Origin of the sequence: Variovorax paradoxus, assembly GCA_016806145.1 — a bacterium.
Taxonomy (GTDB): domain Bacteria; phylum Pseudomonadota; class Gammaproteobacteria; order Burkholderiales; family Burkholderiaceae_C; genus Variovorax.
Genome location: CP063166.1, coordinates 2,573,758 through 2,599,118, shown reverse-complemented (window position 1 = coordinate 2,599,118; position 25,361 = coordinate 2,573,758). Strand labels below are relative to the sequence as shown.

At 69.1% G+C, this 25,361-nt stretch carries 28 protein-coding genes; 5 read left to right on the top strand and 23 right to left on the bottom strand.

What is annotated here, in order from left to right; all coding sequences use genetic code 11:
- Position 1 precedes the first annotated feature (1 nt).
- The gene (locus INQ48_11930) at positions 2-532 is read right to left on the bottom strand and encodes a DUF2878 domain-containing protein (protein QRF59875.1); all 531 of its coding nucleotides are present in this window, start codon (positions 530-532) and stop codon (positions 2-4) included.
- Positions 533-573: 41 nt separating this feature from the next.
- Positions 574-1,527, bottom strand: coding sequence for a GlxA family transcriptional regulator (locus INQ48_11925; GenBank protein QRF59874.1), 954 nt, complete (start codon positions 1,525-1,527; stop codon positions 574-576).
- A gap of 110 nt (positions 1,528-1,637) precedes the next feature.
- Between INQ48_11925 and INQ48_11920 the strand changes: the two genes are divergently transcribed.
- Positions 1,638-2,474 carry an SDR family oxidoreductase gene (locus INQ48_11920; GenBank protein QRF59873.1) on the top strand — a complete coding sequence of 279 codons (837 nt, stop codon included), beginning with the start codon at positions 1,638-1,640 and terminating at the stop codon, positions 2,472-2,474.
- A 117-nt stretch (positions 2,475-2,591) separates the two neighbouring features.
- Entirely contained in the window at positions 2,592-2,975 is a 384-nt protein-coding gene (locus tag INQ48_11915; protein QRF59872.1) for a DUF427 domain-containing protein, read from the top strand.
- Between the two features lie 154 nt (positions 2,976-3,129).
- On the opposite strand, the gene INQ48_11910 is transcribed toward INQ48_11915, so the two are convergent.
- Positions 3,130-3,510 carry a helicase SNF2 gene (locus tag INQ48_11910; protein QRF59871.1) on the bottom strand — a complete coding sequence of 127 codons (381 nt, stop codon included), beginning with the start codon at positions 3,508-3,510 and terminating at the stop codon, positions 3,130-3,132.
- A 271-nt stretch (positions 3,511-3,781) separates the two neighbouring features.
- Complete coding sequence (locus tag INQ48_11905; protein ID QRF59870.1) at positions 3,782-4,582, bottom strand: alpha/beta fold hydrolase; 801 nt, start codon at positions 4,580-4,582, stop codon at positions 3,782-3,784.
- Positions 4,583-4,712: 130 nt separating this feature from the next.
- On the opposite strand from INQ48_11905, the gene INQ48_11900 reads away from it, so the two are divergent.
- Positions 4,713-5,732 (top strand): LysR family transcriptional regulator, encoded by a 1,020-nt coding sequence (locus INQ48_11900; GenBank protein ID QRF59869.1) that lies wholly within the window; start codon positions 4,713-4,715, stop codon positions 5,730-5,732.
- A gap of 113 nt (positions 5,733-5,845) precedes the next feature.
- Here the strand turns inward: INQ48_11900 and dmpH are convergent, their stop codons facing one another.
- From dmpH to INQ48_11815, 17 genes are all read right to left on the bottom strand, one after another.
- On the bottom strand, positions 5,846-6,634 hold the full coding sequence (gene dmpH, locus INQ48_11895) for a 2-oxo-3-hexenedioate decarboxylase (protein ID QRF59868.1): 789 nt from the start codon (positions 6,632-6,634) through the stop codon (positions 5,846-5,848).
- A complete protein-coding gene (gene dmpG, locus INQ48_11890; GenBank protein QRF59867.1) occupies positions 6,631-7,674 on the bottom strand; it encodes a 4-hydroxy-2-oxovalerate aldolase in 1,044 nt (347 codons plus the stop codon). Before dmpG ends, dmpH begins: the two co-directional genes overlap by 4 nt.
- A gap of 13 nt (positions 7,675-7,687) precedes the next feature.
- The gene (locus INQ48_11885) at positions 7,688-8,611 is read right to left on the bottom strand and encodes an acetaldehyde dehydrogenase (acetylating) (GenBank protein QRF59866.1); all 924 of its coding nucleotides are present in this window, start codon (positions 8,609-8,611) and stop codon (positions 7,688-7,690) included.
- Positions 8,612-8,624: 13 nt separating this feature from the next.
- On the bottom strand, positions 8,625-9,407 hold the full coding sequence (gene dmpE, locus INQ48_11880; protein ID QRF59865.1) for a 2-oxopent-4-enoate hydratase: 783 nt from the start codon (positions 9,405-9,407) through the stop codon (positions 8,625-8,627).
- A 29-nt stretch (positions 9,408-9,436) separates the two neighbouring features.
- Positions 9,437-10,498 (bottom strand): alpha/beta fold hydrolase, encoded by a 1,062-nt coding sequence (locus INQ48_11875; protein ID QRF59864.1) that lies wholly within the window; start codon positions 10,496-10,498, stop codon positions 9,437-9,439.
- Between the two features lie 1,238 nt (positions 10,499-11,736).
- Positions 11,737-12,669, bottom strand: coding sequence for a catechol 2,3-dioxygenase (locus INQ48_11870; GenBank protein ID QRF59863.1), 933 nt, complete (start codon positions 12,667-12,669; stop codon positions 11,737-11,739).
- A 28-nt stretch (positions 12,670-12,697) separates the two neighbouring features.
- Positions 12,698-13,051 carry a 2Fe-2S iron-sulfur cluster binding domain-containing protein gene (locus tag INQ48_11865; protein ID QRF59862.1) on the bottom strand — a complete coding sequence of 118 codons (354 nt, stop codon included), beginning with the start codon at positions 13,049-13,051 and terminating at the stop codon, positions 12,698-12,700.
- Between the two features lie 305 nt (positions 13,052-13,356).
- On the bottom strand, positions 13,357-14,415 hold the full coding sequence (locus INQ48_11860; GenBank protein QRF59861.1) for a 2Fe-2S iron-sulfur cluster binding domain-containing protein: 1,059 nt from the start codon (positions 14,413-14,415) through the stop codon (positions 13,357-13,359).
- A 28-nt stretch (positions 14,416-14,443) separates the two neighbouring features.
- Positions 14,444-14,806, bottom strand: coding sequence for a phenol hydroxylase subunit P4 (locus INQ48_11855; GenBank protein ID QRF59860.1), 363 nt, complete (start codon positions 14,804-14,806; stop codon positions 14,444-14,446).
- A gap of 39 nt (positions 14,807-14,845) precedes the next feature.
- Positions 14,846-16,441 carry a YHS domain-containing protein gene (locus tag INQ48_11850; protein ID QRF59859.1) on the bottom strand — a complete coding sequence of 532 codons (1,596 nt, stop codon included), beginning with the start codon at positions 16,439-16,441 and terminating at the stop codon, positions 14,846-14,848.
- 58 nt (positions 16,442-16,499) lie between these two features.
- Positions 16,500-16,802, bottom strand: coding sequence for an MmoB/DmpM family protein (locus INQ48_11845; protein ID QRF59858.1), 303 nt, complete (start codon positions 16,800-16,802; stop codon positions 16,500-16,502).
- Between the two features lie 27 nt (positions 16,803-16,829).
- A complete protein-coding gene (locus INQ48_11840) occupies positions 16,830-17,825 on the bottom strand; it encodes an aromatic/alkene monooxygenase hydroxylase subunit beta (GenBank protein ID QRF59857.1) in 996 nt (331 codons plus the stop codon).
- A gap of 48 nt (positions 17,826-17,873) precedes the next feature.
- Positions 17,874-18,143, bottom strand: coding sequence for a phenol hydroxylase (locus INQ48_11835; GenBank protein QRF60707.1), 270 nt, complete (start codon positions 18,141-18,143; stop codon positions 17,874-17,876).
- A 210-nt stretch (positions 18,144-18,353) separates the two neighbouring features.
- Positions 18,354-20,021: a sigma 54-interacting transcriptional regulator gene (locus INQ48_11830; protein QRF59856.1), complete on the bottom strand. Its 1,668-nt coding sequence runs from the start codon at positions 20,019-20,021 to the stop codon at positions 18,354-18,356.
- Between the two features lie 129 nt (positions 20,022-20,150).
- The gene (locus INQ48_11825; protein ID QRF59855.1) at positions 20,151-20,660 is read right to left on the bottom strand and encodes an Rrf2 family transcriptional regulator; all 510 of its coding nucleotides are present in this window, start codon (positions 20,658-20,660) and stop codon (positions 20,151-20,153) included.
- Between the two features lie 58 nt (positions 20,661-20,718).
- A complete protein-coding gene (locus tag INQ48_11820) occupies positions 20,719-21,135 on the bottom strand; it encodes a cupin domain-containing protein (GenBank protein ID QRF59854.1) in 417 nt (138 codons plus the stop codon).
- 54 nt (positions 21,136-21,189) lie between these two features.
- Positions 21,190-21,414: a hypothetical protein gene (locus INQ48_11815; GenBank protein ID QRF59853.1), complete on the bottom strand. Its 225-nt coding sequence runs from the start codon at positions 21,412-21,414 to the stop codon at positions 21,190-21,192.
- Between the two features lie 161 nt (positions 21,415-21,575).
- On the opposite strand from INQ48_11815, the gene INQ48_11810 reads away from it, so the two are divergent.
- Entirely contained in the window at positions 21,576-22,787 is a 1,212-nt protein-coding gene (locus INQ48_11810; protein ID QRF59852.1) for an NAD(P)/FAD-dependent oxidoreductase, read from the top strand.
- A 22-nt stretch (positions 22,788-22,809) separates the two neighbouring features.
- On the opposite strand, the gene INQ48_11805 is transcribed toward INQ48_11810, so the two are convergent.
- The gene (locus tag INQ48_11805; GenBank protein QRF60706.1) at positions 22,810-23,187 is read right to left on the bottom strand and encodes a hypothetical protein; all 378 of its coding nucleotides are present in this window, start codon (positions 23,185-23,187) and stop codon (positions 22,810-22,812) included.
- A gap of 32 nt (positions 23,188-23,219) precedes the next feature.
- Positions 23,220-24,329, bottom strand: a complete 1,110-nt coding sequence (locus INQ48_11800; GenBank protein QRF59851.1) for a DNA ligase — start codon at positions 24,327-24,329, stop codon at positions 23,220-23,222.
- Positions 24,330-24,486: 157 nt separating this feature from the next.
- Here INQ48_11800 and INQ48_11795 point away from each other — a divergent pair, with 157 nt between their 5' ends.
- Positions 24,487-25,251 carry a DUF1266 domain-containing protein gene (locus INQ48_11795; GenBank protein ID QRF59850.1) on the top strand — a complete coding sequence of 255 codons (765 nt, stop codon included), beginning with the start codon at positions 24,487-24,489 and terminating at the stop codon, positions 25,249-25,251.
- Positions 25,252-25,361 lie beyond the last annotated feature (110 nt).

Genomic DNA, 25,361 nt, shown 5'->3' with positions numbered 1-25,361 from the left:
CCTAGCGCGGCGGCTCGCCCACGCCATCGAAGCGGTGCGCGAGCCACACCAGCAGCGGCATCGCCACGGCCCAGACGACGGCCAGCACCGCGAGCGCCGGAACCCGGTCGACGAACTGGGCCGCGCCGAGCTTCACGCCCGCGACGAACGAGGCCGGCCCGCACACCGCGCCCAGCACCGCCGCGAGCAGGTAGCGCCGCCGCATCCAGCGCAGGGTGACGTTGAGCGCGATCGCGAACAGGCCCCACAGCGCGACCATCCAGTACGGCGCGAGCTGTGCGACCGGCTGCCCCGAGGGATAGCGCACCAGCCCGCCGAGGGCATGGCCGGTCTCGATCACCACGCCCAGCGCGCAGGCGATGGCCACCAGCCGGGCCTCCTGCGCCGGCCGGGCCGACACCCACAGGTGCCAGGCGATCGCCGCCGCGACGCAGGCCGTGCCCCACAGCGGATGGCCATGCGCCGCGCCGAGCACGGCCGCGAACCAGGCGAGCTGGAACACGACGAAATTGGTAATCCGAACGGCGGTCATGGCAACAGGTACGCGCGCCGCGGCGATCCGGATGCCGCGATCTACATCGCGGGCGCGTGCGTGCGCGCCGCCGCGCGGCGCAGGCTCTGCGGCGGCTGGCCGAAGGCGCGGTGGAAGGCGCGCCGCATGCGCTCGGGATCGGAGAAGCCGGTCTGCGCCGCGATGCGGTCGACCGACTGGCCGCCCTCCTCGATCAGGATGCGCGCGGTCTCCACGCGCAGCTTCTCGATCGCGCGCGCCGGCGACTGGCCGGTTTCGGCCAGGAAGGCGCGGCTGAACTGGCGCGGGCTCAGGTGCGCCACCTCGGCGAGCTGGTCGACCGAGAGGTTCTTGTGCAGGTTCTTCTTCGCATAGTCGAGCGCCTGCTGGATGCGGTCGGTGCGCGGTTCGAGTTCCAGCAGCGCCGAGAACTGCGACTGCCCGCCCGCGCGCCGGTGGTAGATCACCAGCTTGCGCGCCACCGCGCGCGACAGCTCGAGGCCCAGGTCGCCCTCGACCAGCGCGAGCGCGAGGTCGATGCAGGCGGTCATGCCGGCCGAGGTCCAGACGGGGCCGTCCTGGATGAAGATGCCGTCCTCCTCCACCCTGATCGCCGGAAAGCCGCGCTGCAGCTCGCGCGCGAAGTGCCAGTGCGTGGTGGCACGCCGGCCGTCGAGCAGGCCGGCTTCGGCCAGCACGAAGGCGCCGGTGCAGATGCTGCCCAGGCGCCGCGTGCGCGGCAGCGCGCGGCGCAGGAAGTCGAGCAGGCCGTCCGAGCTCGGCGGCACCGTGGTCGAGCCCGCGACCAGCAGCGTGTCGAAGCGGCGCCGGTCGAAGGCGCGTGAATCGACCGTGACGCCGGCCGTGCTGGCCACCGGGCCGCCGTGCTCCGACAGCACCTCGAGCTCGTAGACGGTGCGCCCGGCCTCGGCGTTCGCGAGCTCGAAGACCGAGAGCGCCACCAGGTCGAGGATCTGGAAACCGGGAAAGACGACGAGGCCGATGCGCTGGGTCATGATGTCTTTAAACGAGGGAAACATGTCATTTGAGACATCAGTGTCCGGCCCAAACTCCTGGCTGTCAAACCACCTTTCCTCATCCCCTTCGACATCCAAGGACCTTTCCCATGAGTTCGCAAGACATCGCCATCTCCGCCCCCGGCAAGGGCACCGCGCTGATCACCGGCGCTTCCACCGGCATCGGCGCCGTCTACGCCGAGCGCCTCGCGCGCCGCGGCCACGACCTCGTGCTGGTCGCGCGCAACAAGGAGCGCCTCGAGGTGCTGGCCGAGCGGCTCGTCCAGGAGACCGGCCGCCGCGTCGAGGTGCTCGCGGCCGACCTCACGGCCACCGCCGACCTGCGCCGGGTCGAGGAGCGGCTGCGTACCGACGAACGCATCACCCTGCTGCTCAACAACGCCGGCCTCGGCGCCACCGCGACCCTGCTCGATTCCGACCCCGACCAGATCGACACCATGATCCAGCTCAACGTGATCGCGCTCACGCGCCTCACGCGCGCCGTGGCGCCGGGCTTCGTCGCGCGCGGCGGCGGCGCGCTGATCAACATCGCCTCGATCGTCGCGCTCTCGCCCGAGCTGCTCAACGGCAGCTACAGCGGCAGCAAGGCCTACGTGGTCAACCTGAGCCAGTCGCTGCACCACGAGCTCGGCGCCAAGGGCGTGAAGGTGCAGGCCGTGCTGCCGGGCGCGACGCGCACCGACTTCTGGGGCATCGCGGGCGTGCCGGTCGAGCACCTGCCGCAGGAGATCGTGATGTCGGCCGAGGACCTGGTCGACAGCGCGCTGGCCGGCTTCGACGCGGGCGAGCTGATCACCATCCCCTCGCTGCCCGACGTCGAAGACTGGAAGCGCTTCGACGCGGCGCGGCAGGCGCTGGGCCCGAACCTGTCGCGCAGCGTGCCGGCGGCGCGCTACGCGAAAGCGGCGACAGCAACAGCAGCCTGAGCGGCGCGCGCTCGCGGCCCGCGCCTTGACCTTGGCGCGGGCAGGTGGATTCGCGCGGGCGGCGCGGCCCCACCCGCCCGGCGGCAAGATGGCCGGCCATCCTCAGGAGCCCGCCCCATGAACAGCCCCCGAAGCATCAAGATCCCCGGCCCCGACCATCCGATCACCGTCGCGCCCAATCCCGCGCGCGTGGTCGTGACGCTGGCCGGCCACACCGTCGCCGACACCCGCGCCGCCCTCACCCTGCGCGAGGCCTCGTACCCGGCCGTGCAATACATCCCGCGCGCCGACGTCGACATGTCGCTGCTCGAGCGCAGCACGCACACCACCTACTGCCCCTACAAGGGCGAGTGCAACTACTTCAGCATCCCGGCCGGCGGGGAGCGCTCGGTCAATGCGGTGTGGACCTACGAGTCGCCGTATGACGCGGTGGCGGGGATCAAGGACCATGTGGCGTTCTATGTGGATCGGGTGGATGGGGTCGAGGAGCAGGCGGGCTGACGATCCAACCTCCTTCGCCGTCGATCTGCGCGATGGCGGAGCGCCAAAGAAGAAGCCGGCCCCTGCTTTCGCAAGGGCCGGCTTCTTCGTTGGCTGAACCTCCAGCCTCATCGCGGGGCCGACCCGCACGATGCGACCGAGTTCTTGGTGCCGATTACAGCGGCAGCGAGTCGCCGCGAGCAGCAGCACGGGCCTGTGCGCGCACCGCATTGCGGTCCACGGTGCTGGCGACCAGCGGCGCCACGCCCGACGAAGCGCCTTCGGCGTAGGGGTTGTCGCTGTGTGCCGCGGCAACCGCTTCGGCACGCACGGCGGCACGGCTGGTCTGCGACACGATCACCTGGGCCGGGCCGGCGTTGGCGCCTTCGGCATAGGGATCGGCGCTGCGGGCGGCGATCACGGCCTGGCCGGCGACTTCGGCGCGGCTCGCGGCCGAGGTCAGGGGATGCACGCCCTCATAGGTTTCTGCATGGGCTGCACCGGCAGCGGCGAGCAGGGAGAGGGCAACGGCGGAGAGGAGCTTCGAGGCGTTCATTTTGAGTATTCCTTCAATTCTTGTGACTTGACTTTGGATGATTCGAACCGGTCTTGGTGGGGCGCCGTCCCTTCGGGGGCGGCCACCTCGTCAGTGCCTGTTCACCCAGATCAGTCGCTGCCTTCTGCTTGTCTTGGAGTCGGCGGCTGGTCCGTGAGATGAATTGTGCGCCTCGAACCTAGGTAAAAACCCTAGGCAAATGGAACCGCGGCGTTCACGGGAAGGAAACAATCGATCGCCCGCGACCCGCCTGCCCCCTTCTGCCTCCTCTTCATCGGCCCTCGAGGAAATCGACCACCGCGCCCACGAACTCCTTCGGAAACTCCACGTTCGACAGGTGCACCGCGGGCAAGGTCAGCAGCCGCGCGCCCGGCACGGTGGCCGCGATCAGCTCGCCATGGCTCGCGGCCGTGACCGGATCGAACTCGCCCGCGATCACCAGCGTGGGCCGCTCGATCAGCGCGATGGGCCGGCGCAGGTCGGCGTCGCGCACGGCGGCGAGCGCGCCGGCCAGGCCCTGCGGGTCGATCTCGAGCAGCACCTGGCGGAAGGCCTGCACCACAGGGCCGTTCTCGGTCAGCAGCCGCTCGGGGAACCAGTTGCGCAGGAAGCCCTCGGCCGTCTCCTGCATGTCGGGGGCGGCGAGCACGCCGACGATGCGCTCGTCGAACACGCTGGCCGGGCCCAGCCACGAGGAGGTATTGGCCAGCACCAGCCGGTCGATGCGCTCGGGCGCATGCACGCCCAGCCACTGGCCGATGAAGCCGCCGAGCGAGAGGCCGAGGAAATGCGCGCGCTCGATCTTCAGCGCGTTGAGCAGCTCGATCACGTCGCGGCCGAGCCGGTCCATCGAATAGGCGCCCGGCGTGACGCCCGAGCCGCCATGGCCGCGCGTGTCGTAGCGCAGCACGTGGAAATGCCGGCCCAGCGCCTCGACCTCGCCGTCCCACATCGAGAGCGTGGTGCCGATGGAGTTCGACAGCAGCAGCACGGGCTTGCCGGCATCGCCGTCGAAACGGTAGGCGATGCGGGCGCCGTCGCCGGCGGTGGTGGTGTGGGTGAAGTGGCTCATGGCGTGCTTTCCTTGGCATGGCTTCGGAGCCTCGGCCCCTGCAACGGCGATCACCGTGCGTCAAATCGTAGTTGCGCCACCTGGCGAAAGAAATTACAAAGTTCGATCAATCCTTGTCAGCAAATCGAACATGAGCGAATTCACCCTGCACGACCTCCAATGCTTCGACGCGGTGGTGCGCGCGGGCGGCTTCCAGGCCGCCGCCACGCAGTTGCATCGCTCGCATCCGGCGGTGTTCGCGGCCGTGGCCAAGCTCGAACGACAGCTCGGCCTGGTGCTGCTCGACCGTGGCGGCTACCGCGTGCAGCCCACCGAGGCCGGGCGCTCCTTCCATGCGCGCGCGCAGTCGCTGCTGCGCGAGCTCGAGGGCCTGCGCGGCCATGCGCGCCAGCTCGCGGTGGGCGAGGAAAGCGAGCTGCGCGTGGTGATCGGCGACCTGTGCCCGCGGCCGCAGGTGCTGGCGATGCTGGCGCGCTTCTTCGCGCAGTGCCCGGGCACGCGGCTTGCGCTCTATTTCGAGGCGGTGGCCGGGCCGGCCGAGCGGCTGTTCGACGGCGAGGCCGACCTGATCCTGCACGGCGTCGACAAGCGCGATCCGCGGCTCGAGTGGATCGACCTGTGCAAGGTGCCCTTCGTGCCCGTGGTGGCGCCGGCCCTGCTGGCCGAGCCGCTGCCGCGCGCGCCGGGGCCCGAGCGCATGCGCGCCTACACCCAGTGCGTGATGCGCGACACCGCGCGCCACACGCCGCCCCAGGACCACTTCCTGATCGAGGGCGCGCACCAGTGCACCGTGGCCGACCAGCTCATGAAGAAGGAGGTGATCCTGCTGGGCCTGGGCTGGGGCCACATGCCGCGCTTCCTGATCGAGGAGGAACTGCGCGACGGCCGGCTGCGCTCCATCGCGGGCCGCCACCTGCCCGGCAGCGTCGAGGAGCTGGTGGCGGCGCGCCGGCGCGACCGCTCGCCGGGGCCGGTCGCGAGCCGGCTCTGGGTCCACATCGAGGCCGAGGCGCCGGCGCTGCGCCGTGCCCTCGCCGCCAACGGCGAGGCCGCTAGCGACCCAGGTCCTTCGCCGACACCCCGGCGATCCCCCAGTTCTCCTTCGGCACGTCGTGCAGCCACACGCGCACGTTCTCCTTCGGCGCGTTGACGGCCTCGACGATGGCGGCCGTGACCTTCTCGATCAGCGCGCGCTTCTGCTCCTCGGTGCGGCCTTCGATCAGGTGGATCTGTGCAAACGGCATGGTCTTGCTCCTTCCTTGTTCAGACGAAGCGCAGCCCGACGCTGCCCATGCCCTGCACCTTGAGCGTGACCGCGTCGCCCGCCTGCACGGCCACCGCCTCGGTGATGCCGCCCGACAGGATCAGCGTGCCGACAGGAATCTCCTCGCCGCGCGCGCCCAGGTGGTTGGCCAGCATCGCGATGGCCGCGGCCGGATGGCCGAGCACCGCCGCGCCGGCACCGAAGGCCACGGGCTGGCCGTTCTTCTCGAGCACGATGCCCGTGGTGCGCAGGTCGACCTCGCTCGCGGGCACGGCCCGGCCGCCGACCACGAAGCGCGAGGCCGAGGTGTTGTCGGCCACCACGCTCTTGAGGTCGAACTTGAAGTCGCGGTAGCGGCTGTCGATCACCTCGATGCCCGGCAGCACGAAGTCGGTGGCCGCGAGCACCGCGCCGATGTGGCAGCCCGGGCCCCTGAGCGCGCGCTTCGTCACGAAGGCGATCTCGGGCTCGACCTTCGGATGGATCAGCTCGCTCACCCTGCACTCGCCGCCCTCGGGCACGGCGTAGTTCTCGGCCATGAAGCCGAAGACCGGCGTGGTCACGCCCATCTGCTTCATCTTGGCGTGCGAGGTCAGGCCGGCCTTGAGGCCGACGATGCGCAGGCCGCGCGCGGTCTTGCGGCGGCGGATCTCGTCCTGGATCGCATAGGCGTCGTCCCAGTCCATCTGCGGGTATTCGTCGGTGATCTTGGGCGTGTCGCGCGCCTCGAGCTCGCAGGTCTCGAGGTGCTCGGCGAGCGCGGCGATGGTCTTCGCATCGAGCTTCATGCCGCCACCTCCTGGCGCGAGCGCGCCAGCGTGATCGCCGTGTCCTCGATCATGTCCTCCTGCCCGCCGACCATGCCGCGCCGGCCCAGCTCGACCAGGATCTCGCGCGCCGGCACGCCGTATTTCTTCTCGGCGCGCTTGGCGAACAGCAGGAAGCTCGAATACACGCCCGCGTAGCCCAGCGTGAGCGAGTCGCGGTCGACACGGATCGCGTGGTCCATGATCGGCACCACGCGATCCTCGGCCACGTCCTGGATGCCGAACACGTCGACGCCGGTCTCGATGCCCATGCGGTCGCAGACCGCGACGAACACCTCCATCGGCGTGTTGCCCGCGCCCGCGCCCAGCCCCGCGGCGGCGGCGTCGATGCGGTTCGCGCCCGCCTCCACCGCAGCGATCGAGTTCGCGATGCCCATCGCGAGGTTGTGGTGACCGTGGAAGCCCAGCTCGGTGTCGGGCTTCAGTGCCGCGCGCACCACGCCCAGCCGTGCTTTCACGTCCTCGGGCAGCATGTGGCCGGCCGAGTCGGTCACGTAGATGCAGTTGGCGCCGTAGCCTTCCATCAGCAGCGCCTGGCGCACCAGCAGTTCGGGCGCGGCCATGTGGGCCATCATGAGGAAGCCGACCGTGTCGAGGCCGAGCTTGCGCGCCATCGCGATGTGCTGCTCCGACACGTCGGCTTCGGTGCAGTGGGTGGCCACGCGCACCGTGTGCACGCCCAGGCCGTGCGCCATGCGCAGGTGGTCGACGGTGCCGATGCCCGGGATCAGCAAGGCCGAGACCTTGGCGCGCTTCATCAGCGGGACGACGGTGCCGAGATACTCCTCGTCGGAGTGGGCCGGGAAGCCGTAGTTGACCGAGCTGCCGCCCAGGCCGTCGCCGTGCGTGACCTCGATCAGCGGCACGCCCGCCTCGTCGAGGCCGGTGGCGATGTGCTTCATCTGTTCGAGCGTCATCAGGTGGCGCTTGGGATGCATGCCGTCGCGCAGCGTCATGTCGTGCACGGTGACGCGGCGGCCCTCGAGGGTGGTGGTGTTCATGGGGTGGGTGCTCCTATGCCGCGACGGCTTCGGGTTGCGGGGCGCCGGAGAGCATCGCCTCGGCGAACATCTCCGCCGTGCGCGCCGCGGCGGCGGTCATGATGTCGAGGTTGCCGGCGTACTTGGGCAGGTAGTCGCCCAGGCCCTCGACCTCGAGGTAGATCGACACGCGCTTGCCGTCGAACACCGGTCCGTTGACCAGCTTGTAGCCCGGCACGTAGCGCCGCACCTCGGCGATCATGGCGTGCACCGAGGCGGTGATGCGCGCCTCGTCGGGCGTGTCCTCGGTCAGGCAGTGCACCGTGTCGCGCATGATCAGCGGCGGCTCGGCGGGGTTGACGATGATGATCGCCTTGCCCTTCGCGGCGCCGCCCACGCGCTCGACCGCGCCGGCCGTGGTGCGGGTGAACTCGTCGATGTTCTTGCGCGTGCCCGGGCCGACCGAGTGGCTGGCCACGGTGGCCACGATCTCGCCGTAGGCCACGGGCTGCACGCGCGACACCGCCGCCACCATCGGGATGGTGGCCTGGCCGCCGCAGGTGACCATGTTGACGTTGGCGGGCCGTTCGCCGGCATCGGCCATCAGCGCCTGCAGATTGACCGGCGGCACGCAGAACGGGCCGATGGCCGCGGGCGTGAGGTCGATCATCAGCACGCCGAGCGCATTGAGCTTCGCGCTGTTCTCGGCATGCACGTAGGCGCTGGTGGCATCGAAGGCGATCCGCACGCCGTCGGCCTTCACGTGCTGCAGCAGGCCGTCCACGCCCTCGGCGGTGGTCTTCAGGCCCATCTCGCGGGCACGCTTCAGACCGTCGGACTCGGGGTCGATGCCCACCATCCACACGGGCTCGAGCACCGGGCTGCGCTGCAGCTTCGCGAGCAGGTCGGTGCCGATGTTGCCCGGGCCGATCAGCGCGCACTTGATCTTGTTCGTCATGGGTTTTTCTCCGTCAATGGAAGCGCACCGAGCAGCCGCCGAGGCCGCCGATGGAGACGCGGAAGTTGTCGCCGGCCTGGGCCGGGAACATGGCGGCGAGCGCGCCCGAGAGGATCACCTCGCCGGCCTTGAGGCCGATGCCGAGCGCGCCGAGGGTGTTGGCCAGCCACGCGACCGCGTTGACCGGCGAGCCGAGCGCGGCGGCCCCCGCGCCGGTGGCGATGATCTCGCCGTTCTTCTCGAGCACCATGCCGCAGGTCGAGAGGTCGACGCGGCGCGGATCGACCGCGCTGTCGCCGAGCACGAACACGCCGCACGAGGCGTTGTCGGCCACGGTGTCGGCGATCCTGATCTTCCAGTCGCGGATGCGCGAGTCGACGATCTCGAAGCAGGGCATCACGCATTCGGTGGCGGCCAGCACGTCGGCATTGCCGATGCCCGGCCCCATCAGGTCGCGCTTGAGGATGAAGGCGATCTCGCCCTCGGCCTTGGGCTGGATCAGCGTGGCGCTGTCGATCGACTCGCCCTCGCCGACGATCATGCCGTCGAGCAGGTAGCCGAAGTCGGGCTGGAACACGCCGAGCATGTTCATCACGGCGCGCGAGGTCACGCCGATCTTCTTGCCGACGATGCGCTCGCCGGCCTCGAGGCGGCGCGCGATCATGCGCTGCTGCACGCCGTAGGCATCGGCCACGGTGATGCCCTCGTGGCGGCTGGTGAGCGGATCGACGACGCCGCGCGCGCGCAGCGCCTCGTAGAGCTCGTCGCCGAGCTGCTGGATCAGTGTGGGGTCCATGGTCTCTCTTTGCGTTGGGATGGAAGAAATCAGTCGGCCTCGGCCAGGAAGTCGCCGACCAGCCGCGCGAAGCGCGCGGCATGCTCGATCTGGGTCCAGTGGCCGCAGCGGCCGAACACATGCAGCTGGCTGTCGGCGATCCACTCGGACAGCGTCAGCGAGGTGGCGAGCGGGATCACGCGGTCCTCTCGGCCGTGGATCAGCAGCGTGCGATGCGGCAGCGCGCGGATGTCGGCCTCGGGACTGGCGAGCGCATCGACCCAGCGCTGGCGCGGCGCCGGGAACATGGCGCCGAACGACTCCTGGAAGCCGGGCCGGATGCTGGCCTCGTAGCGCAGCTGCGCGAGTTCGTCGCTGACCAGCGTGCGGTCGAAGGCGAACACGTCCATGATGCGGCGCATGTTCTCGAACGAGGGCGTGTAGCCCCAGACGGCGTCGAGGCCCGGCGTGATCGCGAAGGGCACGCCCACGCTGCCCATCAGCACCAGCCGGCGCACGCGCTGCGGCGCGCGGATGGCCAGCGCCAGCGCGAGCGCGCCGCCGAAGGAGTTGCCGATCAGGTCGGTGCGTTCGATGTCGAGCGCATCGAGGAGGTCGAGCGCCTGGCGTACCCAGCCGTCCATGTCGTGGGCCGCGCCGGGCACGCGCTCGGTGAAGCCGAAGCCGGCCATGTCGGGTGCGATCGCGCGCCGGCTCGCGGCCAGCACCGGCAGCACGAGCCGCCAGTTGGCCCAGGCACTGACGCCCGGGCCCGAGCCGTGGATCAGCAGCACGGGCGCGCCCTGCCCCAGGTCGTGCACGTTGGTGGCGAAGCCGCCGGTGCGCACGCTGTGGGCGATCTCGGGGTTGGTCACTGCCGTGTCCTCAGAGCTTGATGCAGACGTTGCGGAGCTCGGTGTAGAACTCCAGCGAATGCACGCCGCCCTCGCGGCCGATGCCCGAGGCCTTGGCGCCGCCGAAGGCGGTGCGCAGGTCGCGCAGGAACCAGCTGTTGACCCAGCAGATGCCGACCTCGACGCGCTTGGCGACGCGGTGCGCGCGGCCGAGGTTCTCGGTCCACACGGTGGTGGCGAGGCCGTAGTCGGTGGCATTGGCGAGCGCGATCGCCTCCTCCTCGGTGTCGAAGGGCGCGATGTGGCAGCAGGGGCCGAAGATCTCCTCGCGGATCACGGCGGCCGTCTCGGGCAAGCCGATCCAGATGGTGGGCTGCACCCAGTTGCCTTCGGCCAGCGCACCCTTCATGGCCGGCACGCCGCCGCCCGTGACGACGGTCGCGCCCTCCTGCACGGCCTTCTCGTAGTACGACAGCACCTTGTGCTGGTGCTCGCGCGAGATCAGCGGGCCGAGGCCGACGCCGGGCTCTTCGGAAGGTCCTGGCTTCAACGCCTCGGCCTTGGCCTTGAGCGCCGCGACGAACCTGTCGAAGATCGGCCGCTGCACATAGACCCGCTCGGTGCCCAGGCAGACCTGGCCGCAGTTCTCGAAGGCCGAGCGCGTGATGCCGGCCACGGCCTTGTCGAAGTCGGCATCGGCGAACACGATGCCGGCGTTCTTGCCGCCGAGCTCGAAGGACACGGGCCGCACGCCCCTGGCGGCCGCGGCCATGATGGCCTCGCCGGTGCGGGTCTCGCCGGTGAAGGTGATGCCGTTCACGCCCGGATGCCGGGTCAGGAACTCGCCGGCCGAGTCGGGCCCGAAGCCGTGCACGACGTTGTAGACGCCCGGTGGAATGCCCACGGCGTTCATCACTTCGCCGAGCAGGGTGGCGGTGGCGGGCGTTTCCTCCGAGGGCTTGACGACGACGGTGTTGCCGCAGGCCAGCACGGGGCCGACCTTCCAGGTCATCAGCAGCAGCGGCAGGTTCCAGGGGCAGACGACGCCGATCACGCCCAGCGGCGAGCGCACGGCATAGTTGAGCGCCTGGCCGCCGTCGGGCGTGGCCATCTCGAAGCTCTCGGTCGGCACGTTCTTCACGATGTCGGCGAACACCTTGAAGTTGGCCGCGCCGCGCGGGATGTCGACGTGCGAGGCCAGCGCATGCGGCTTGCCGGTGTCGGCCATCTCGGCGGCGAGGAAGTCCTCGAAGCGCCGGTTGATCTCGTCGGCCACCGCATGCAGCAGCTCGACGCGGCGCGCGACGCTCATGCGGCCCCACTCGCCGTCGAGCGCGGCGCGGGCCGCGCGCACGGCGGCATCGACCTCGGCCGCGCCGGCCTCGTGCACCAGGCCGATCAGGCGGTTGTCGACCGGTGCCCGGTTCTCGAAGGTCTTCGCGCCGGCGACGAACTCGCCGCCGATGAAGTTCATGAACTGCTTCATCGCAAGCTCCTCAGGTCAGCACGCTCAAAAAGTTCTCGTTGAGCTTGCGGTCGTGATAGAAGATCGCGCGCCCGAGCTCGTCGTCGGTCCACACCAGCGGCGGCTTGTCCGGGTAGTAGATGTAGCCGCCCGAGATCACCTCGTTGCGGTTGCCGCTCGGGTCGAAGAAATAGATGGTCTCGCCGCGCGTGATGCCGTGGCGCGTGGGGCCGATGTCGAGCGACACGCGCTTCTTCGAGATGATGTCGGCCGCCTTCAGCACCTCGCCCCAGTTGTCGAGCAGGAACGATGCATGGTGGAACTTGTTCTTCTCGGCATGGCGGATGAAGGCGATGTCGTGCGGCTTGGTCGAGCATGTCAAGAAGGCCGCGATGTACATGCGCTCGGGGCCGGCCACCACGCTCTCGGCGAGCTGGAAGCCCAGCACGTCGATGAACAGCTTCATGGTGCCGTCGAGGTCGTCGCCGTACAGCAGGCAATGGTCGAAGCGCGAGGGCGCCATGCCCTTGAGATCGTCGGGATAGACCTCGGGGTTCTCGTAGGACATGCCGTTGCCGACCTTCTCCTTCTCGGCAAACAATTCGATCGCATGGCCGGTGGGCACGGTGAAGCGAAAGCGCCGGCCGGTGCGCAGATGCTCGCCGGCCTCGATCCACTGCGGCTCGGTCGCGAGGCCGCTGGCCTTGACGTCGGCCGCGAGCTTCTCGAGCGTGGCGGGCGAGTCGACGCGAAAACCCATGAAGTCCATGCCGGCCTCGTCGGCCTCGCGCAGCACCACGCTGTGGTGATCGTGCTCGTCCCAGGCCTTGAGGTAGATGCGGCCTTGCGGATCGCGAGCGGTTTCGATCAGGCCCAGCACGTCGCGGTAGTGCTTGAGCGCGGCCTCGATGTCGAGCACGCGCAGTTGCACGTGTCCGGGACGGATGACGCCGGTGATTGCCATGAGAGTCTCCTTGGTGGTTGAAAAGATTTCAGGTGGGGGAACTGGAATTTCTGGAAGCCGTTGCCGCATGCCGCTCGATGCAGCGGGCCAACTTGTCGACGGCGCGCAGTGCGAGGTCGCTTTGCGGATAGGCCCTGCAGGCGAGCACGTAGCCCTGGGCTTCCTCGGCGGCGCTGACGTGGCAGCGGCTCATGCGGTCGTGACGCACATGGCCCGATTCGATGCGGACCTTGCAGACGCCACAACCGCCGCCTCGGCAGCCGACGGGGATGCCTTTGCGGCCCAGCTTTTCCATGCCGCCGAGCAGGGTCTGGTCGGGTTTGCAGGGGTAGCGTTCGCCGGTGTTGTCTATGGCTACGGAGAAGCTCTCTGGATTTGCCATGTTTCGTCCTTGTTCTTTTGAGGTAGGCCGGGGCGCGTGCACAGGACAGCGGGTACTTCCCTCCGCGAATGTCCCCCGGCCTTCGGCCTCCTCCTTGATTTCGCTGCGGGAAGCACCCGCTGCCCTGTGCACGGAGGCGCTGCGGTGGTGCCGGCCGCACCACAACCGTTGCGTCCAGGCGCACGTCGATGGGGTACTCCCCGCAGCGAAATCAAGGAGGAGCCGAAGGCGGGGGACATTCGCGGAGGGGAGTACCCCATCGGCGTGCGCCCGCCCCGACGCATCCAAAAAAAGACGAGCCATCGCTAAAGCGCCTTGAACAAGGGACTGCGAGGCGCAGCAGAAGCCGCATCCGCCGCCGTAAAGAACTTCTCGGTGTAGATATCGCGCTCGAACAGCCGCCCCTGCATCAGCGTCGCGATACAGGCCTCGGTCATCGGCGGCGGACCGCACAGGTAGGCCTTGTGCCCCCGGAAGTCGTTCGCGAAATGCGCCTTCAGCGCTTCGTGCGCATAGCCCCGCGCACCGGTCCAGTCCGAGCCTTCGGGCAGGTCCGACAGCACCGGCAGATAGCTGAAGTTCGGATGCGCGTCGGCCATCTGCTCGAACAGCTCGCGAAAGTACAGCTCCTCGGCATTGCGCGCCCCCTGGATCAACGTGATCGGCAAGGTGCAGCCCTCGGCCAGCAGGTCGAGCACCATCGACTTCGGGCTCGACAGCCCCGAGCCGCCGGCCACGAAGATCATCGGCAGCCGCGCCGACTTGCGCACGAAGAAGCGGCCGTTGGGGGCCGTGAAGCGCAGCCGCTGGCCCGGCTGCAGCTCTTCGTGCAGCCAGCCCGTGGCGCGGCCGCCGGGTACGCGGCGGATGTGCAGCTCGATCAGGTCGTCGCCCGGTGCATTCGCGATCGAGAAGGCGCGCTCCCCTTCCACCCCCGGCACCTGCAGCATCACGTACTGCCCGGCCTGGAACGAGGCCGCGCGCTCCGTGCGCAGCCACAAACCGCGGATCGTCGGCGTCAGCATGCGCGCCTCCACCACCTCGGCGTCGAAGTCCTCGAGCGGCAGGAAGCGCGCGTCGGGGTCCTCGTCGATCTCGGCCTCGATCACCAGGTCGGCCTGCGCCATCGCGCAGCACGCCAGGATCTTGCCCTCGTCGCGCTCGAAATCCATCAGCGCGAAGTTCGAGGCCTCGCCGTGGTCGCACTCGCCCTCGAGCACCTGCACCTTGCAGGTGCCGCACACCCCGTGGCCGCAGGCGTGCGGCAGCCACACACCCGCGCGCAGGCAGGCATCGAGCACCGTCTGGCCGTCGCGCGCCGCCACGCCCTGGCCCAGCGGCTCGATCATGATCTGGAAGCTCATGGCATCGCTCCTTGCACGGTGTGCGGCCTCAGCTGCACGAGCCCTCGATGCCGCGCAGGCCCGGCGTGCGGAAACGGATCGCCGACTTGTGGACCAGGCCGTTGTCGGCCAGCGACTTCGCGGCGTCGGGCACGAAGGGCTTGCCCGAGTCGAACCACTCGGCCGTGGTCCAGTCGATCCTTTCGAAATCGGGATGGCTGCCGTAGACGCCGGGCAGCACCTCCGACAGCAGCGCGCCGAAGGGCATGGCCGCAGGCAGCGGCAGGCACACGGGCGAACAGAACAGCAGATGGTCTTCCCAGCCGATGTAGAGCAGGCGGTTGCCGTGGAAGCGCTCCTCGGCATCGGCGACGGTGCCGGTGTAGCCCGGGGCGAGTGCAATGACGGACATGTTTTTTCTCCTGGATGAATGACGGCTTCGGCTCGTGGCTCAAGCGACGATCGCCTCTTGCTCGGGCGGGGCGCGGCGCTCGCCCGAGGTGTCCTGTCCCGTCCATCGATCCCAGTTCGCCTGGTCCGGGGAGCCGCTGAATTCGCCGTTGTCCGCGCCCGCGTTGATGTGGTAGTAGTCGAGCACCGCCGCGAGCGGGTTGAAGCCCTCGACCGTCGGGTCGGTGCCCTCGGGGAAGCAGTTGCCCTGGTAGATCTGGTGCACCGGCAGCCAGGCCTGCACGTACTTCTCGGGCTCGCCGTCGAACACGTCCTTGCAGCCGTCGGAGCAGAAGTGGTACTTCATGCCGTGGTAGCTGCTCTCGCGATAGCAGATCTTGGTCGGGTCGTCGGGCTCGGTGAAGGCCATGGGGATCTGGCAGGTCTGGCACAGCATCGGCAGCGTGTTGTTGAACCAGCGCTTGCCCTGCTGCTCCTGCGCGGCCAGCCATTCGAAGCGCGGGCGGTACAGCGCGTCGAAGGTGTCGGGGTACTTCGCCGACAACCATTCCATCTCGTCGGGGCGCGGTGCCCACACGTTGATGTTGGCCGCGTGGCCGTAGTTGTTGAAGATGGCCCAGGCCTCGTGCGAGAGCCGGCCCTTCTCCTTGCTCGCCACCTCGTGGTACTTGGGCATGCGGATGCCGTAGCGCGAGAGGTCCTGGAACAGCGCGCCGCCGTTCTTCTCGAAGTACATCTCCCAGGCCTCGGACCAGCTCATCACCCGCTTGGGGAGCATGTAGTCCATCATCATCGACACCAGCGTCAGCAGCCGGTAGCCGCGCCAGAACCACTTGTCGACCCACTTCTGCACGATCGGCACGTTGCCCGGGTCCTGCTCGAGGATGAACTTCACCACCTCCAGGCCCAGCGTCATGTGGCGCGACTCGTCGCTCTGGGCCGAGAAGCCGAAGGTCACGGTGGCCATGTCGCCGTTGTAGGCGGCGCCGCTCATGAAGGGCATGAACAGCAGGTTGGTCAGCACGTACTCGAACGAGAACGAGATCGCGGTCACGAACTCGAAGGGCCCGGCGCTCATCGCGTCCTCGAAGTAGCTCTTGGGCACCGACAGGTACCACACGCGGTCGTGCATGTGCTGCGGATCGTGCAGGCCGTTGAAGTACTTGTTGAAGTGGCTGATGGTGTGGAACTGCGTCTGCGCATGGCGCAGCTCGTCGATCGACTGCATCTGGCAGGCCACGCGCGCGCCCACGCCGCGGAACGACCGCCCGGCCATCGCATAGCCGCGGTGCGCCGCGTACTCGAGCGGCGACACGCCCGTGAGGAACAGCTTCAGCGTGTTCAGGTAGCGCGGGTCGCTGATGTTGAACTGGCCGTTGTTCTGCTGGAACGCGTCGATGATCGCGTAGAGCTTCTTCTCCTTCTCGCCCTGGAACTTCCAGTAGGCATCCATCGTGAGGCGGAACGGGTCCTCCCACTTGTCCCAGTCGTGGATCTTGATGCCCTCGAACTGGTCGAAGGGGAACACGTCGTCCATCGACTGGTAGCTGGTCTCCCAGCCGAGGCCGCGGGTCATCATGGCGTAGCGTTCCTTGAGGCCGAGGCGCTTGCCGGTGCTGCTGTTGGGGGTCGTCATGGCGTTGTCGTCCTGTGCGTTGTCGTTGTGGGTGCGGTGGTCGTCGGGGTGCGCGCGCTCAGGCGCCCCAGTGCAGCGAGAACTCGTCGTCGGTCTCCTCGATGCTTCCCGACAGCGAGATCAGGCTCAGGTGCAGTTCCTGCAGGTCCCAGCGGCGGCCGAGCAGCGACTCGACCGTGGCGCGGCGCAGCGTGAGCCGGCCGGGCGCATCGATCTTGACCATGGCGGGGTACTCGCTGACGCTGGCCTCGGGGTTGTCGGCCACGATGGCCTCGACGATGGCGCGGGCGCTCTCGCTGATCTGCAGCGCGATGAAGACCGGCGTGCGGGACAGTGCCGCGGTGGCGGTGGCGGTGGTCATGGGGATGGGTCTCCTTACGGTGGTGATTCAGGCGGTGCGCACCGAGCGCGCGAAGCGGGCGTCGAGCGCCGTGGCCAGTTCCTGCAGCGCGGGCGCGCCCTGGGCGCCGAGCGCCAGCGCGGCCAGCGGCGCGAGCGCCTCGGCGATCTGCGCGCGCCAGTCGGCGTACCAGGCCGCGAGCCGTGCTGCATTGGCCGGCGACTCGTCGGCCGCGGTCTTCAGCGTGGCATCGACCCAGCGCGCGTTCTCTTCGAACCACTCGTTCATGAACTCGGTCAGCATCGCCAGCGCATGGCCGGTGGCCGCGCCCTGCGCGTTCACGTAGTGGCGGTAGACCAGCGGGTACAGCAGGCCGTCGAACACCAGGTTCTGCGCCACGAACAGCTCGAACCAGTCCTTGGTGACGAACAGGTTCTCCATCGTGCGGCGCACGCCCTGCCAGGCCGGATGCGACATCCAGGCCTCCTTGCCCGCGTCGAGCGCCTGGCCCGAGTTGCCGTCGAGCTGCAGGCCGATGCGCGAGAGGTACTGCGCGATGCCGAGCCGGTCCATGGCCGCGAAGACGAAGGGCTGCGTGATCGCGGTGCCGTAGCCGTAGCCGCAGCAGTAGCTGTGGTTCATGTTCGCGCCCCACTCGTAGTGGCGCAGCGGCACCAGCACCTGCTGCAGCGACTCGCGCACGCCGGCATCGGCCTGCGCCAGCAGCTGGCGCTTGTCGGCGAACTCGAACTGTCGGTCGGCGCCCTCCTGCTGGCGCGCGCGCGTCATCGTGTAGACGCCGTAATAGAAATGGCGCGGGTCCTTGAACGCATACCAGTCGGCCATGACGATCGCGGTGCGGCGCTTGTCGTAGAGCTCGTGCTGCGGATCCCACAGCGGCCGGTAGTGGAAGTTGGCCGTTGGCTGCATGTCCAGCGTGGCTTCCTGGTAGCGCGAGGCCGGCTTGTCGCCGAGCCGCCGCGCCACGTGCGAGAAGGTCTGGCGGATCGGCCGGATGTCCGAGGTCTTGATGTCGACTTGCACGGTGGGGTCTCCTTGGGTTGTCTCTAAAGAAAACGGTGGGTGGGCGTTTCAGTGCTCGATGCCGGGCGCGCCGAAGCGCCACTTCATGCGCTCGAAGTCCAGGCGCGCGCCCTCCTCGGTCGTCAGGTGGCGCACCTCGTGGCGGGTGCAGAACTCGCGGAACTGGTCGAACAGCAGCACCAGCTCGACCGCGAGCTCGGGGTCGCCGATGGCGAACTCGAACTCGACGAAGCGGGCATCGCGGGTACCGGTCACGCGCACGAAACAGGGCTGGCCGGTCATCCGGGCCGCGCTGTCGCTGGGGTGGCTCGCAGGCATCGAAGGCATCACTTGTTCAATCCATCACTTGGTGGACGACAACGGCGCCGCCCATGCCTGTAAGGGCAACGGGCGTGCCAGCGCGGCTAAGTGATTGATTTGCAAAGGCCCGCGATGCCCACGGGCCGCGAGCACCGGGTAGTCCCGGATGCTCGTTTGATCATTTGCTGCGGTGCAGCTTGATCAAATGGTGAAAACGCCGCGAACGGCTCAGGAGGCCGGCAGGCCTTCCTTCTTGAGCCGGTAGGCCAGCTGCGGCCGCGTGATGCCCAGCAGGCGCGCGGCCTGCGAGAGATTGCCCTTGGCGCGCTGCATCGCGGTCTGCATCAGGCGCCGCTCGAGCGAGGCGATGTCGATGTTCTGCTCGAGCACGCGCTGGCACAGCGCGTCGAGCTCGCTGCCCTCGCCCGCGGCCTCGGCCGGCGCGCCGACCTGGCCCTTGGCATCGAGCCCGCTGCCGTCGGGCATGCCGGGAGGCGACATCCACAGGTGGCTGGCCTCGATGTCGCCATGGTCGGGCGCCAGCAGCACGGCGCGCTCGATCACGTTCTCGAGCTCGCGGATGTTGCCGGGCCAGGCGTGCTTCTGCACGTCGCGCGCGGCCTTGTCGGTCAGGCCGCGCAGCTTCTTGCCGTAGAGCGCGCTGTACTTCTCGACGAAGCGCGTCACCAGCGCCGGGATGTCGGCCGTGCGCTCGCGCAGCGGCGGGATCGAGATCGGGAAGGTGTTGAGACGGTAGAACAGGTCGGTGCGAAAGCGCCCGGCCTGCATCGCCTGCTGCAGGTTGACGTTGGTGGCGGCGACGATGCGCACGTCGACCTTGATCGGTTGCTCGGCGCCCAGGCGCTCGACCTCGCCGGTCTGCAGCACGCGCAGCAGCTTGACCTGCGCGGCCAGCGGCAGGTCGCCGACCTCGTCGAGGAACAGCGTGCCGCCATGCGCGCGCTCGAAGCGGCCGGCGCGCGCATGGTGGGCGCCGGTGTAGGCGCCCTTCTCCACGCCGAACAGCTCGGCCTCCATCAGCTCGGCCGGGATCGCGGCGCAGTTCACCGCGATGAAGGGCTGGCGCGCGCGCGGGCCGTTGTCGTGCAGCCAGCGCGCGAACACCTCCTTGCCCACGCCGGTCTCGCCGAGCAGCAGCACCGTGATCGCGCTGTCGACCGCGCTGCGCATCAGCTCGAAGGCGGCACGGAAGCCCGGCGACACGCCGACCAGCTTCTGGTCGTACTCGCGCCGCGGCTGCAGCCGGCGGATGTGCTGCAGCCCGAGGTTGAACTCGATCAGGTTCTCGGCCACGTGGTGCTGGCGGAAGTAGTCGAGGTAGTGGTCGTCGTGCCAGTCCTCGGCCGGCTGGCCGACGATGCGGCAACGGCTGTCGCCCATGCTCGTGCACTCGACCTCCTTGAACACCACCATGCGCCCCATGAAGGCTGTGGTGTAGCCGGAGGCATAGCCGATCTGCGACCAGCACTGCGGGTCCTCGCCATAGCCGAAGTCGGCCACGTGGGCCTCGCACTCCCACGAGTTCTCCCAGAGGAACTCGCCGTAGAACTGCCTGGTCGCGATGTCGAACTCGAGCTGCGTCTTCTGCACCGAGACGATGCCCTCGATGGAATGCAGGCGCGGCCCGAGCATGAAGGCGTCTTCGGCGCGCATGCCGGCGCGGCGCTCGCGCACCGCCACCTCGCCGTCGCGCAGGCCCGACGCGAAGCCCATGCGCACCAGCAGGCCGCGCGCGCGCTCGATGCCGAGCGAGTCGAGCAGTTCCTTGCGCAGCTCGGCGAAGGCGCGCGCATGCAGGAGCAGCATGCGCTGCTCGTCCAGCCAGATATGGCCCGAGCCGGCGCTGAAGCGCAGGAGCGAGAGAAGTTCTCCCACGGGGTGTCTCCTAGATCTTGGGGGCGTGTCGGCCGCATTGTGCGGCACGGTGCGGCGCGCGGGGAGCGCGTTTTCGCGGGGGCCTGGCTTCGGTCGCCGGTTCTCTTCCGGGGACTCAGCGGGAAGGCATCAAGCCTGTTCCTTGCGCGTCTCGATCCAGTGCACGACCTTGCCCGCATGGCTGTGCGGCGCCTTGGCGCCGACACGCCGGGCCAGGTCGGCCAGCGTCTGGGAGGACAGCACCTGCCGCATCCGCTCCTCGGCCTCGAGCATCACGGCGTGGATCGAGCAGACGCCGTCCATCGCCCAGCGCGGCGCCTCGCCGTCGAAGACCGCGCAGCGGCCGCGGATCTCGCGGCACTCGAACAGCGCCTTCGGTCCGTCGATGGCTTCCACCACCTCGAGCACGCTGATCCGGTCGGCGGGCCTGGCCAGGCGAAAGCCGCCGTTCTTTCCTTCGGTCGCCTCGGTCAGGCCGGCCTTGCGCAGCTTGGTGAAGAGCTTGGCCACGAACTCCACCGACAGGCCCTGGAGCTCGGCGAGGTCGCGCACGCTGGCTTCGGTGCCTCCGGTGGGAGGCCCCGACAGATAGAGAAGGCAATGCAGTCCGTATTCGACACCGGCACTGATGTGGCTCAAGCTGGCTCCCGTGGGAATGGAGGGGCGGATCGTAACTGAGCCACCTCTCGCGCAGCGCTCACTTCTTGTCGAGCGTGACCAGGTTCTTCTCCTTCGAATCGGCCACGAAGATCGCGAGCAGCTTCGCGGGCTCGGTGGCGCTCGCGTTGTCGCTCACCGCGTGGTGGGCGCCGGGCTGCTCGGTCCAGCTCTCGCCCGCGCGGTAGACGACCTCCTGGCCGTTGTCGAGCTTGCTGCGGATCGCGCCTTCCAGCACATAGCCCACGACGAAGGCTTGGCCGTGGCGATGCGCGGGCGTCTTCGCGCCGGGTGCGTAGCTGACGACCAGCGCGGTGAGCGTCTTGCCGGGCACGTTGGCGATCGCATGGGCGAAGGCCGGAACGATGACTTCGCGTTGCGGCTCGGGCGGTGCCGCGACGGCGGACCCCGCGGCGGTGAAGACGAGGAGCGCGAGTGCGAGCGATGCGGTTTTCATGGGAAGTCTTCCTTGGGTTGGCGTTGCGGATGTGCACGGGCGAATGCCGCGCGTCTAACGAGGGTCGTTGGCGGCGACCCGCATGGATTCGCCGTCGACATGGACATCGACCACCAGCCGCTCGAACGCGCGCTGCTCATCGGCGCTCAGGCCCTGGGCCAACACCTTCAGCGCATTGCGATAGCACGGCAGCATCAGCGCGGCGATGGCGCGCCAGGTCTCGTCGCCCGTCGCGATCGCGGACTCGCATCGAAGGATGTTCGTGTACGCGCCCAGCATGGCGAGAGGTCGGTTCATGAAATCGGCGATTGAATTTTTTACTACGACCAGTATAGTCGTAGTTAAGCGATCCACAGCGGATCGTCTTGAAGACCCCGTGCGCGCCGCACCCTTCGCGCTGCGCCGCGGGACATGAAACTCGAAGAACCGAACCATCCAAAATGACCCAACGAATCCTGGTTGTAGGCGCCGGCTTTGCCGGCATGTGGAGCGCCTTGAGCGCCGCGCGCGCACTCGACATGGCAGGCCATGCGAACGACGGCGTGGAGATCCTGCTGGTCGCGCCCGAGCCCACGCTGCATGTGCGCCCTCGCCTCTACGAAGTGCCGCAGGAGGCGATGAAGGCGCCGCTGCAGTCCGTGTTCGATACCGTCGGCGTGCGCTTTCTCGCGGCCCGCGTGGACCACATCCGCACCGATGCGCAGGAGGTCGACGTGGTCGACGCCGAGGGCGCGCGCCAGACGCTCGCCTACGACAGGCTGGTGCTCGCGGCGGGCAGCAAGCTCTTCCGCCCGCCGGTGCCGGGCCTGCATGCGCACGCGCTGAGCGTCGACCAGTACGAGGACGCCGTGGCGCTCGACGCGCACCTGCGCAAGCTCGCGCAGCAGCCCTCTTCGCTCGCGCGCAACACCATCGTCGTGGTCGGCGGCGGCTTCACCGGCATCGAGACCGCGGCCGAGATGCCCGCGCGGCTGCGCGAGATCATGGGCGGCGACATCGAGCCGCGCGTGATCGTCGTCGAGCGCGCCGATGCGATCGGTCCCGACCTCGGACCGGGCCCGCGACCGGTGATCGAGAAGGCACTGAAGTCGCAAGGCGTCAGCTGGCGGCTGGGCGTGGAGGTCGAGAGCATCGACGCCGAGGGAATCACCACCTCGGGCGGCGAACGCATCGAGGCAGCGACGGTGATCTGGACCGCCGGCATGCGCGCGACCGCGCTGACGCAGCAGATCCCCGCCGAGCGCGATGCCGCGGGCCGGATCCTCGTCGACCGCAACCTGCAGGTGCCGGGCGTTCCGAACGTCTTCGTCACGGGCGATGCCGCGCGCGCCGCCACCGACGACGAGGGCAATGTCGCGATGATGTCGTGCCAGCACGCGATGGCGCTGGGCCGCTCGGCCGGCCACAACGTCGCGGCCGACCTGCTGGGGCTGCCCAAGATCGCCTATTCGCAGCCGAAGTACGTGACCTGCCTGGACCTCGGTCCCTGGGGCGCCGTGTACACCGAAGGCTGGTCGCGCGAAGTGAAGATGGAAGGTGCCGAGGCGAAAGCCCTCAAGCACCAGATCAACACCGAGTGGATCTATCCGCCCACCGGCGACCGCGCGGAGATCCTGCGCTCGGCGGATCCCGGCCGCATCGTCGTGGCCTGAGCCGCGTCGCGAGTGCCGGGTGTCAGTACCCGGTCCGCTTCCAGGCGATGCCGTCGGTGGAGCGGTAGGTGCCGCCGGTGGCGCAGCAACCGCCGGCACCGATCGCCATGCGGCCCAGTTGGGCCGTCAGCACGTCGCCCTTGAGCTCCAGGTGCTGGCGCTGGCAGACGCTGAAGAAGGGATAGAACTCGGGCTTGAGCACCGAGGTCCATTCGACCTCGCCGCCCTCGAGGCTGCGCACGCTGTAGACCTCGCAGTCGTTCACGACCAGGTGGATCGGCCGCCCGGCAAAGGTGCCGCGGAACATCAGCTCGGGCGGCGCATCGCGCGTGATCTGTGCCTCCTTGCTCAGCGGTGGCGGCGGCTCCGGCCGCTCGCAGCCCGCGAGCGCGACGATCATGGCCAGGCCGCAGGCGAAGCGGTGCGGGCCCCTCACGCGACGTCGCTCCCGTCGTCGCGCTCTTCTTCCGCGACGGCACTGCGTTCCTTGATGCGCGTGACCTGCGCGAGCAGTGCATCTTCGGCCGCCATGTCGGGCCGCTGCCCGCGATAGACCGGCTGCTCGAAGCTGCCGCCCGCATAGCGATAGAGATAGCGCACCTCGACCAGTGTGCCGGGCGCGGGCAGCGCTTCGTTCGGCGGCACGGTGACGTTGCCCAGATCGACCAGCACGCCGGCCTCGTCGCGCAGGCCCACGGCCACCGAGCGTTGCGCATTGACGCGCAGCACCTCGCAGGTCGCGCTCTGCTGGAACTTGAACTTGAGGCTCGCATTGCTGCGCCCCGCGGCGAAGGGCGCGGCCAGCGCCTTGAGCACGAAGCCCTCGCCATGCGCCGCGCGCAACTCGGCCGCGCGCCGGTGCTTGGCCGAGGCCTCGGTCTCGAGCGGCAGCACGGCCATCCATGGCAAGGCGCTCGCGAAGGCCTCGAGCCGCCGGAAGCGTTCGACGAAGGCCTGCGCGCGCAGGTCCTCGCCGGCGGCCTCGAGCAGGTCGAAGGCCAGGAAGCCATCGCCCACGTGCTCGCCCGCGATCACCGCGCGGCCGGCCGGCAGCGCGGCGGTCGCGACCCAGGCCTGCGGTATGTCGACGAACAGGCCGCGGCGGTTGGTGCCGCGCACCGCGTCCTCCTCGATCACCAGCATGCGGTTCTCGCCATCGGCCTTTTCCTGCAGGCCCCAGCCGGGGTCGTCGAGGTAGCGCGTGAGCTGCGTCTCGGCGATCAGGGTGGGCAGCTGCGGCAGCTCGCCACTCATGCGGCCCGCGAATTCGGAAGCGGTGTAGAGCGCGCCCGATGCATCGGTGGTGTAGCCCTTGCCGGTCTTCTCCTTCACCACCTTCTGGTAGATCTTGAGCGCGGCCTCGTAGCCGACCGGGCTGCTGGTCTTGGTGCCGGTGGCGAGCGTGCCACCGCGCCGGCCGTTGCCGTAGTCGACCACCCAGCCCTCGTCCTTCGGCCGCAGGTGGACCTGGTAGACCTTGTCGGAGCCCTGGCCGGTGAAGTAGAGGAAGCTGGATTGCGAAAGCGATTCGGTGCTGGACATGGCGGCGGATGCGATGGAACGAACGGCGCCGTGGCATGGCACGACGCTGCGATGCTACACACCACACGCGATGTCGCCCAATGACTTTAGGCACTGGCGCCGCGCGCCCGGCGCACCTAGCCTACGCCCGCACAGGCGAACACAAGGGGACGGCGCCATGGGATTTCTGGACAAGGTCCGCAAGCTTTTTTCATTCAGTTTCAACCGGCTCGAGGACAGCACGCCGCTGACGCCGGCGCAGCATCGCGGCCTCGCGCTCGGCGCGGTCTACGCGGCCGAGTCCTACCTGCCGATCAACGCGCTCACCACCGAATCGGACCGCGCCACCGCCGTGGCGCTGCTGGCCTCGGCCTGGGGCGTCACCAACGCCAGCAGCGCGCGCGAGGTCACCGAGTCGCTGCTCTCGCAGGGCCACCGCGCGCACTACGCGGTGGTGAATCCGCGCGTCGAGCGCCTGCACCGCGGCAGCCGAAGCGATGCGGCGGCGGTGGCGCAAGCCAACCTCGCGGCACTGCCCGGCGAAGCGGTGGGACGCGGCCTCGATCTCGAGAGAACGCGCGACTACTACGAAAGTTGGCACGAGGCCGCCGAGGAAGGCCTGTTCGACAAGCTGCCGCGGCCGCTGCCCGCGAGCATCATGGCCTGGGACATGGGCCGACTGGTGCAGATGCACCGGCTGATCCAGGATGCGCGGCTGCTGCGCGCCGAGGAGTCGTGGAACGCGATCGCGAGCGCGGCGCGCCTCGCGCAGCCCGCCTACCAGTCGTGGCGCGACTTCGGCGACAGCTTCGTGGTCGGGCGCGCGTTCTGGCTCGCCACCCACGATCTCGACCGCATCGCCGAGGACACCGACACCTTCCAGCGCGCCACCGCCCACCTGCTCTCGCACGAGCACAGCCCGTGGCGGCAGATGGCGTGGTGAGCCGGCGCTCATCCGCGCGTCATCGAAGCGTGCAGTATCAGGGCCTAAGATAGGCGGCTGCCCCGACCGGCCACACTGCAGGATCGGGGCATTCAACCGAAGGCAGGGAG

What these genes read in the sequence shown, in the direction of transcription:
- INQ48_11930 (QRF59875.1), bottom strand. Translation starts at nt 532, where the DNA reads ATGACCGCCGTTCGGATTACCAATTTCGTCGTGTTCCAGCTCGCCTGG.
- INQ48_11925 (QRF59874.1), bottom strand. Translation starts at nt 1,527, where the DNA reads ATGACCCAGCGCATCGGCCTCGTCGTCTTTCCCGGTTTCCAGATCCTC.
- INQ48_11920 (QRF59873.1), top strand. Translation starts at nt 1,638, where the DNA reads ATGAGTTCGCAAGACATCGCCATCTCCGCCCCCGGCAAGGGCACCGCG.
- INQ48_11915 (QRF59872.1), top strand. Translation starts at nt 2,592, where the DNA reads ATGAACAGCCCCCGAAGCATCAAGATCCCCGGCCCCGACCATCCGATC.
- INQ48_11910 (QRF59871.1), bottom strand. Translation starts at nt 3,510, where the DNA reads ATGAACGCCTCGAAGCTCCTCTCCGCCGTTGCCCTCTCCCTGCTCGCC.
- INQ48_11905 (QRF59870.1), bottom strand. Translation starts at nt 4,582, where the DNA reads ATGAGCCACTTCACCCACACCACCACCGCCGGCGACGGCGCCCGCATC.
- INQ48_11900 (QRF59869.1), top strand. Translation starts at nt 4,713, where the DNA reads ATGAGCGAATTCACCCTGCACGACCTCCAATGCTTCGACGCGGTGGTG.
- dmpH (QRF59868.1), bottom strand. Translation starts at nt 6,634, where the DNA reads ATGAAGCTCGATGCGAAGACCATCGCCGCGCTCGCCGAGCACCTCGAG.
- dmpG (QRF59867.1), bottom strand. Translation starts at nt 7,674, where the DNA reads ATGAACACCACCACCCTCGAGGGCCGCCGCGTCACCGTGCACGACATG.
- INQ48_11885 (QRF59866.1), bottom strand. Translation starts at nt 8,611, where the DNA reads ATGACGAACAAGATCAAGTGCGCGCTGATCGGCCCGGGCAACATCGGC.
- dmpE (QRF59865.1), bottom strand. Translation starts at nt 9,407, where the DNA reads ATGGACCCCACACTGATCCAGCAGCTCGGCGACGAGCTCTACGAGGCG.
- INQ48_11875 (QRF59864.1), bottom strand. Translation starts at nt 10,498, where the DNA reads ATGCCACCGACTACGGCCTCGCCACCACCGTGTGGACCGAGAACCTCG.
- INQ48_11870 (QRF59863.1), bottom strand. Translation starts at nt 12,669, where the DNA reads ATGGCAATCACCGGCGTCATCCGTCCCGGACACGTGCAACTGCGCGTG.
- INQ48_11865 (QRF59862.1), bottom strand. Translation starts at nt 13,051, where the DNA reads ATGGCAAATCCAGAGAGCTTCTCCGTAGCCATAGACAACACCGGCGAA.
- INQ48_11860 (QRF59861.1), bottom strand. Translation starts at nt 14,415, where the DNA reads ATGAGCTTCCAGATCATGATCGAGCCGCTGGGCCAGGGCGTGGCGGCG.
- INQ48_11855 (QRF59860.1), bottom strand. Translation starts at nt 14,806, where the DNA reads ATGTCCGTCATTGCACTCGCCCCGGGCTACACCGGCACCGTCGCCGAT.
- INQ48_11850 (QRF59859.1), bottom strand. Translation starts at nt 16,441, where the DNA reads ATGACGACCCCCAACAGCAGCACCGGCAAGCGCCTCGGCCTCAAGGAA.
- INQ48_11845 (QRF59858.1), bottom strand. Translation starts at nt 16,802, where the DNA reads ATGACCACCGCCACCGCCACCGCGGCACTGTCCCGCACGCCGGTCTTC.
- INQ48_11835 (QRF60707.1), bottom strand. Translation starts at nt 18,143, where the DNA reads ATGCCTGCGAGCCACCCCAGCGACAGCGCGGCCCGGATGACCGGCCAG.
- INQ48_11820 (QRF59854.1), bottom strand. Translation starts at nt 21,135, where the DNA reads ATGAAAACCGCATCGCTCGCACTCGCGCTCCTCGTCTTCACCGCCGCG.
- INQ48_11815 (QRF59853.1), bottom strand. Translation starts at nt 21,414, where the DNA reads ATGCTGGGCGCGTACACGAACATCCTTCGATGCGAGTCCGCGATCGCG.
- INQ48_11810 (QRF59852.1), top strand. Translation starts at nt 21,576, where the DNA reads ATGACCCAACGAATCCTGGTTGTAGGCGCCGGCTTTGCCGGCATGTGG.
- INQ48_11805 (QRF60706.1), bottom strand. Translation starts at nt 23,187, where the DNA reads ATGATCGTCGCGCTCGCGGGCTGCGAGCGGCCGGAGCCGCCGCCACCG.
- INQ48_11800 (QRF59851.1), bottom strand. Translation starts at nt 24,329, where the DNA reads ATGTCCAGCACCGAATCGCTTTCGCAATCCAGCTTCCTCTACTTCACC.
- INQ48_11795 (QRF59850.1), top strand. Translation starts at nt 24,487, where the DNA reads ATGGGATTTCTGGACAAGGTCCGCAAGCTTTTTTCATTCAGTTTCAAC.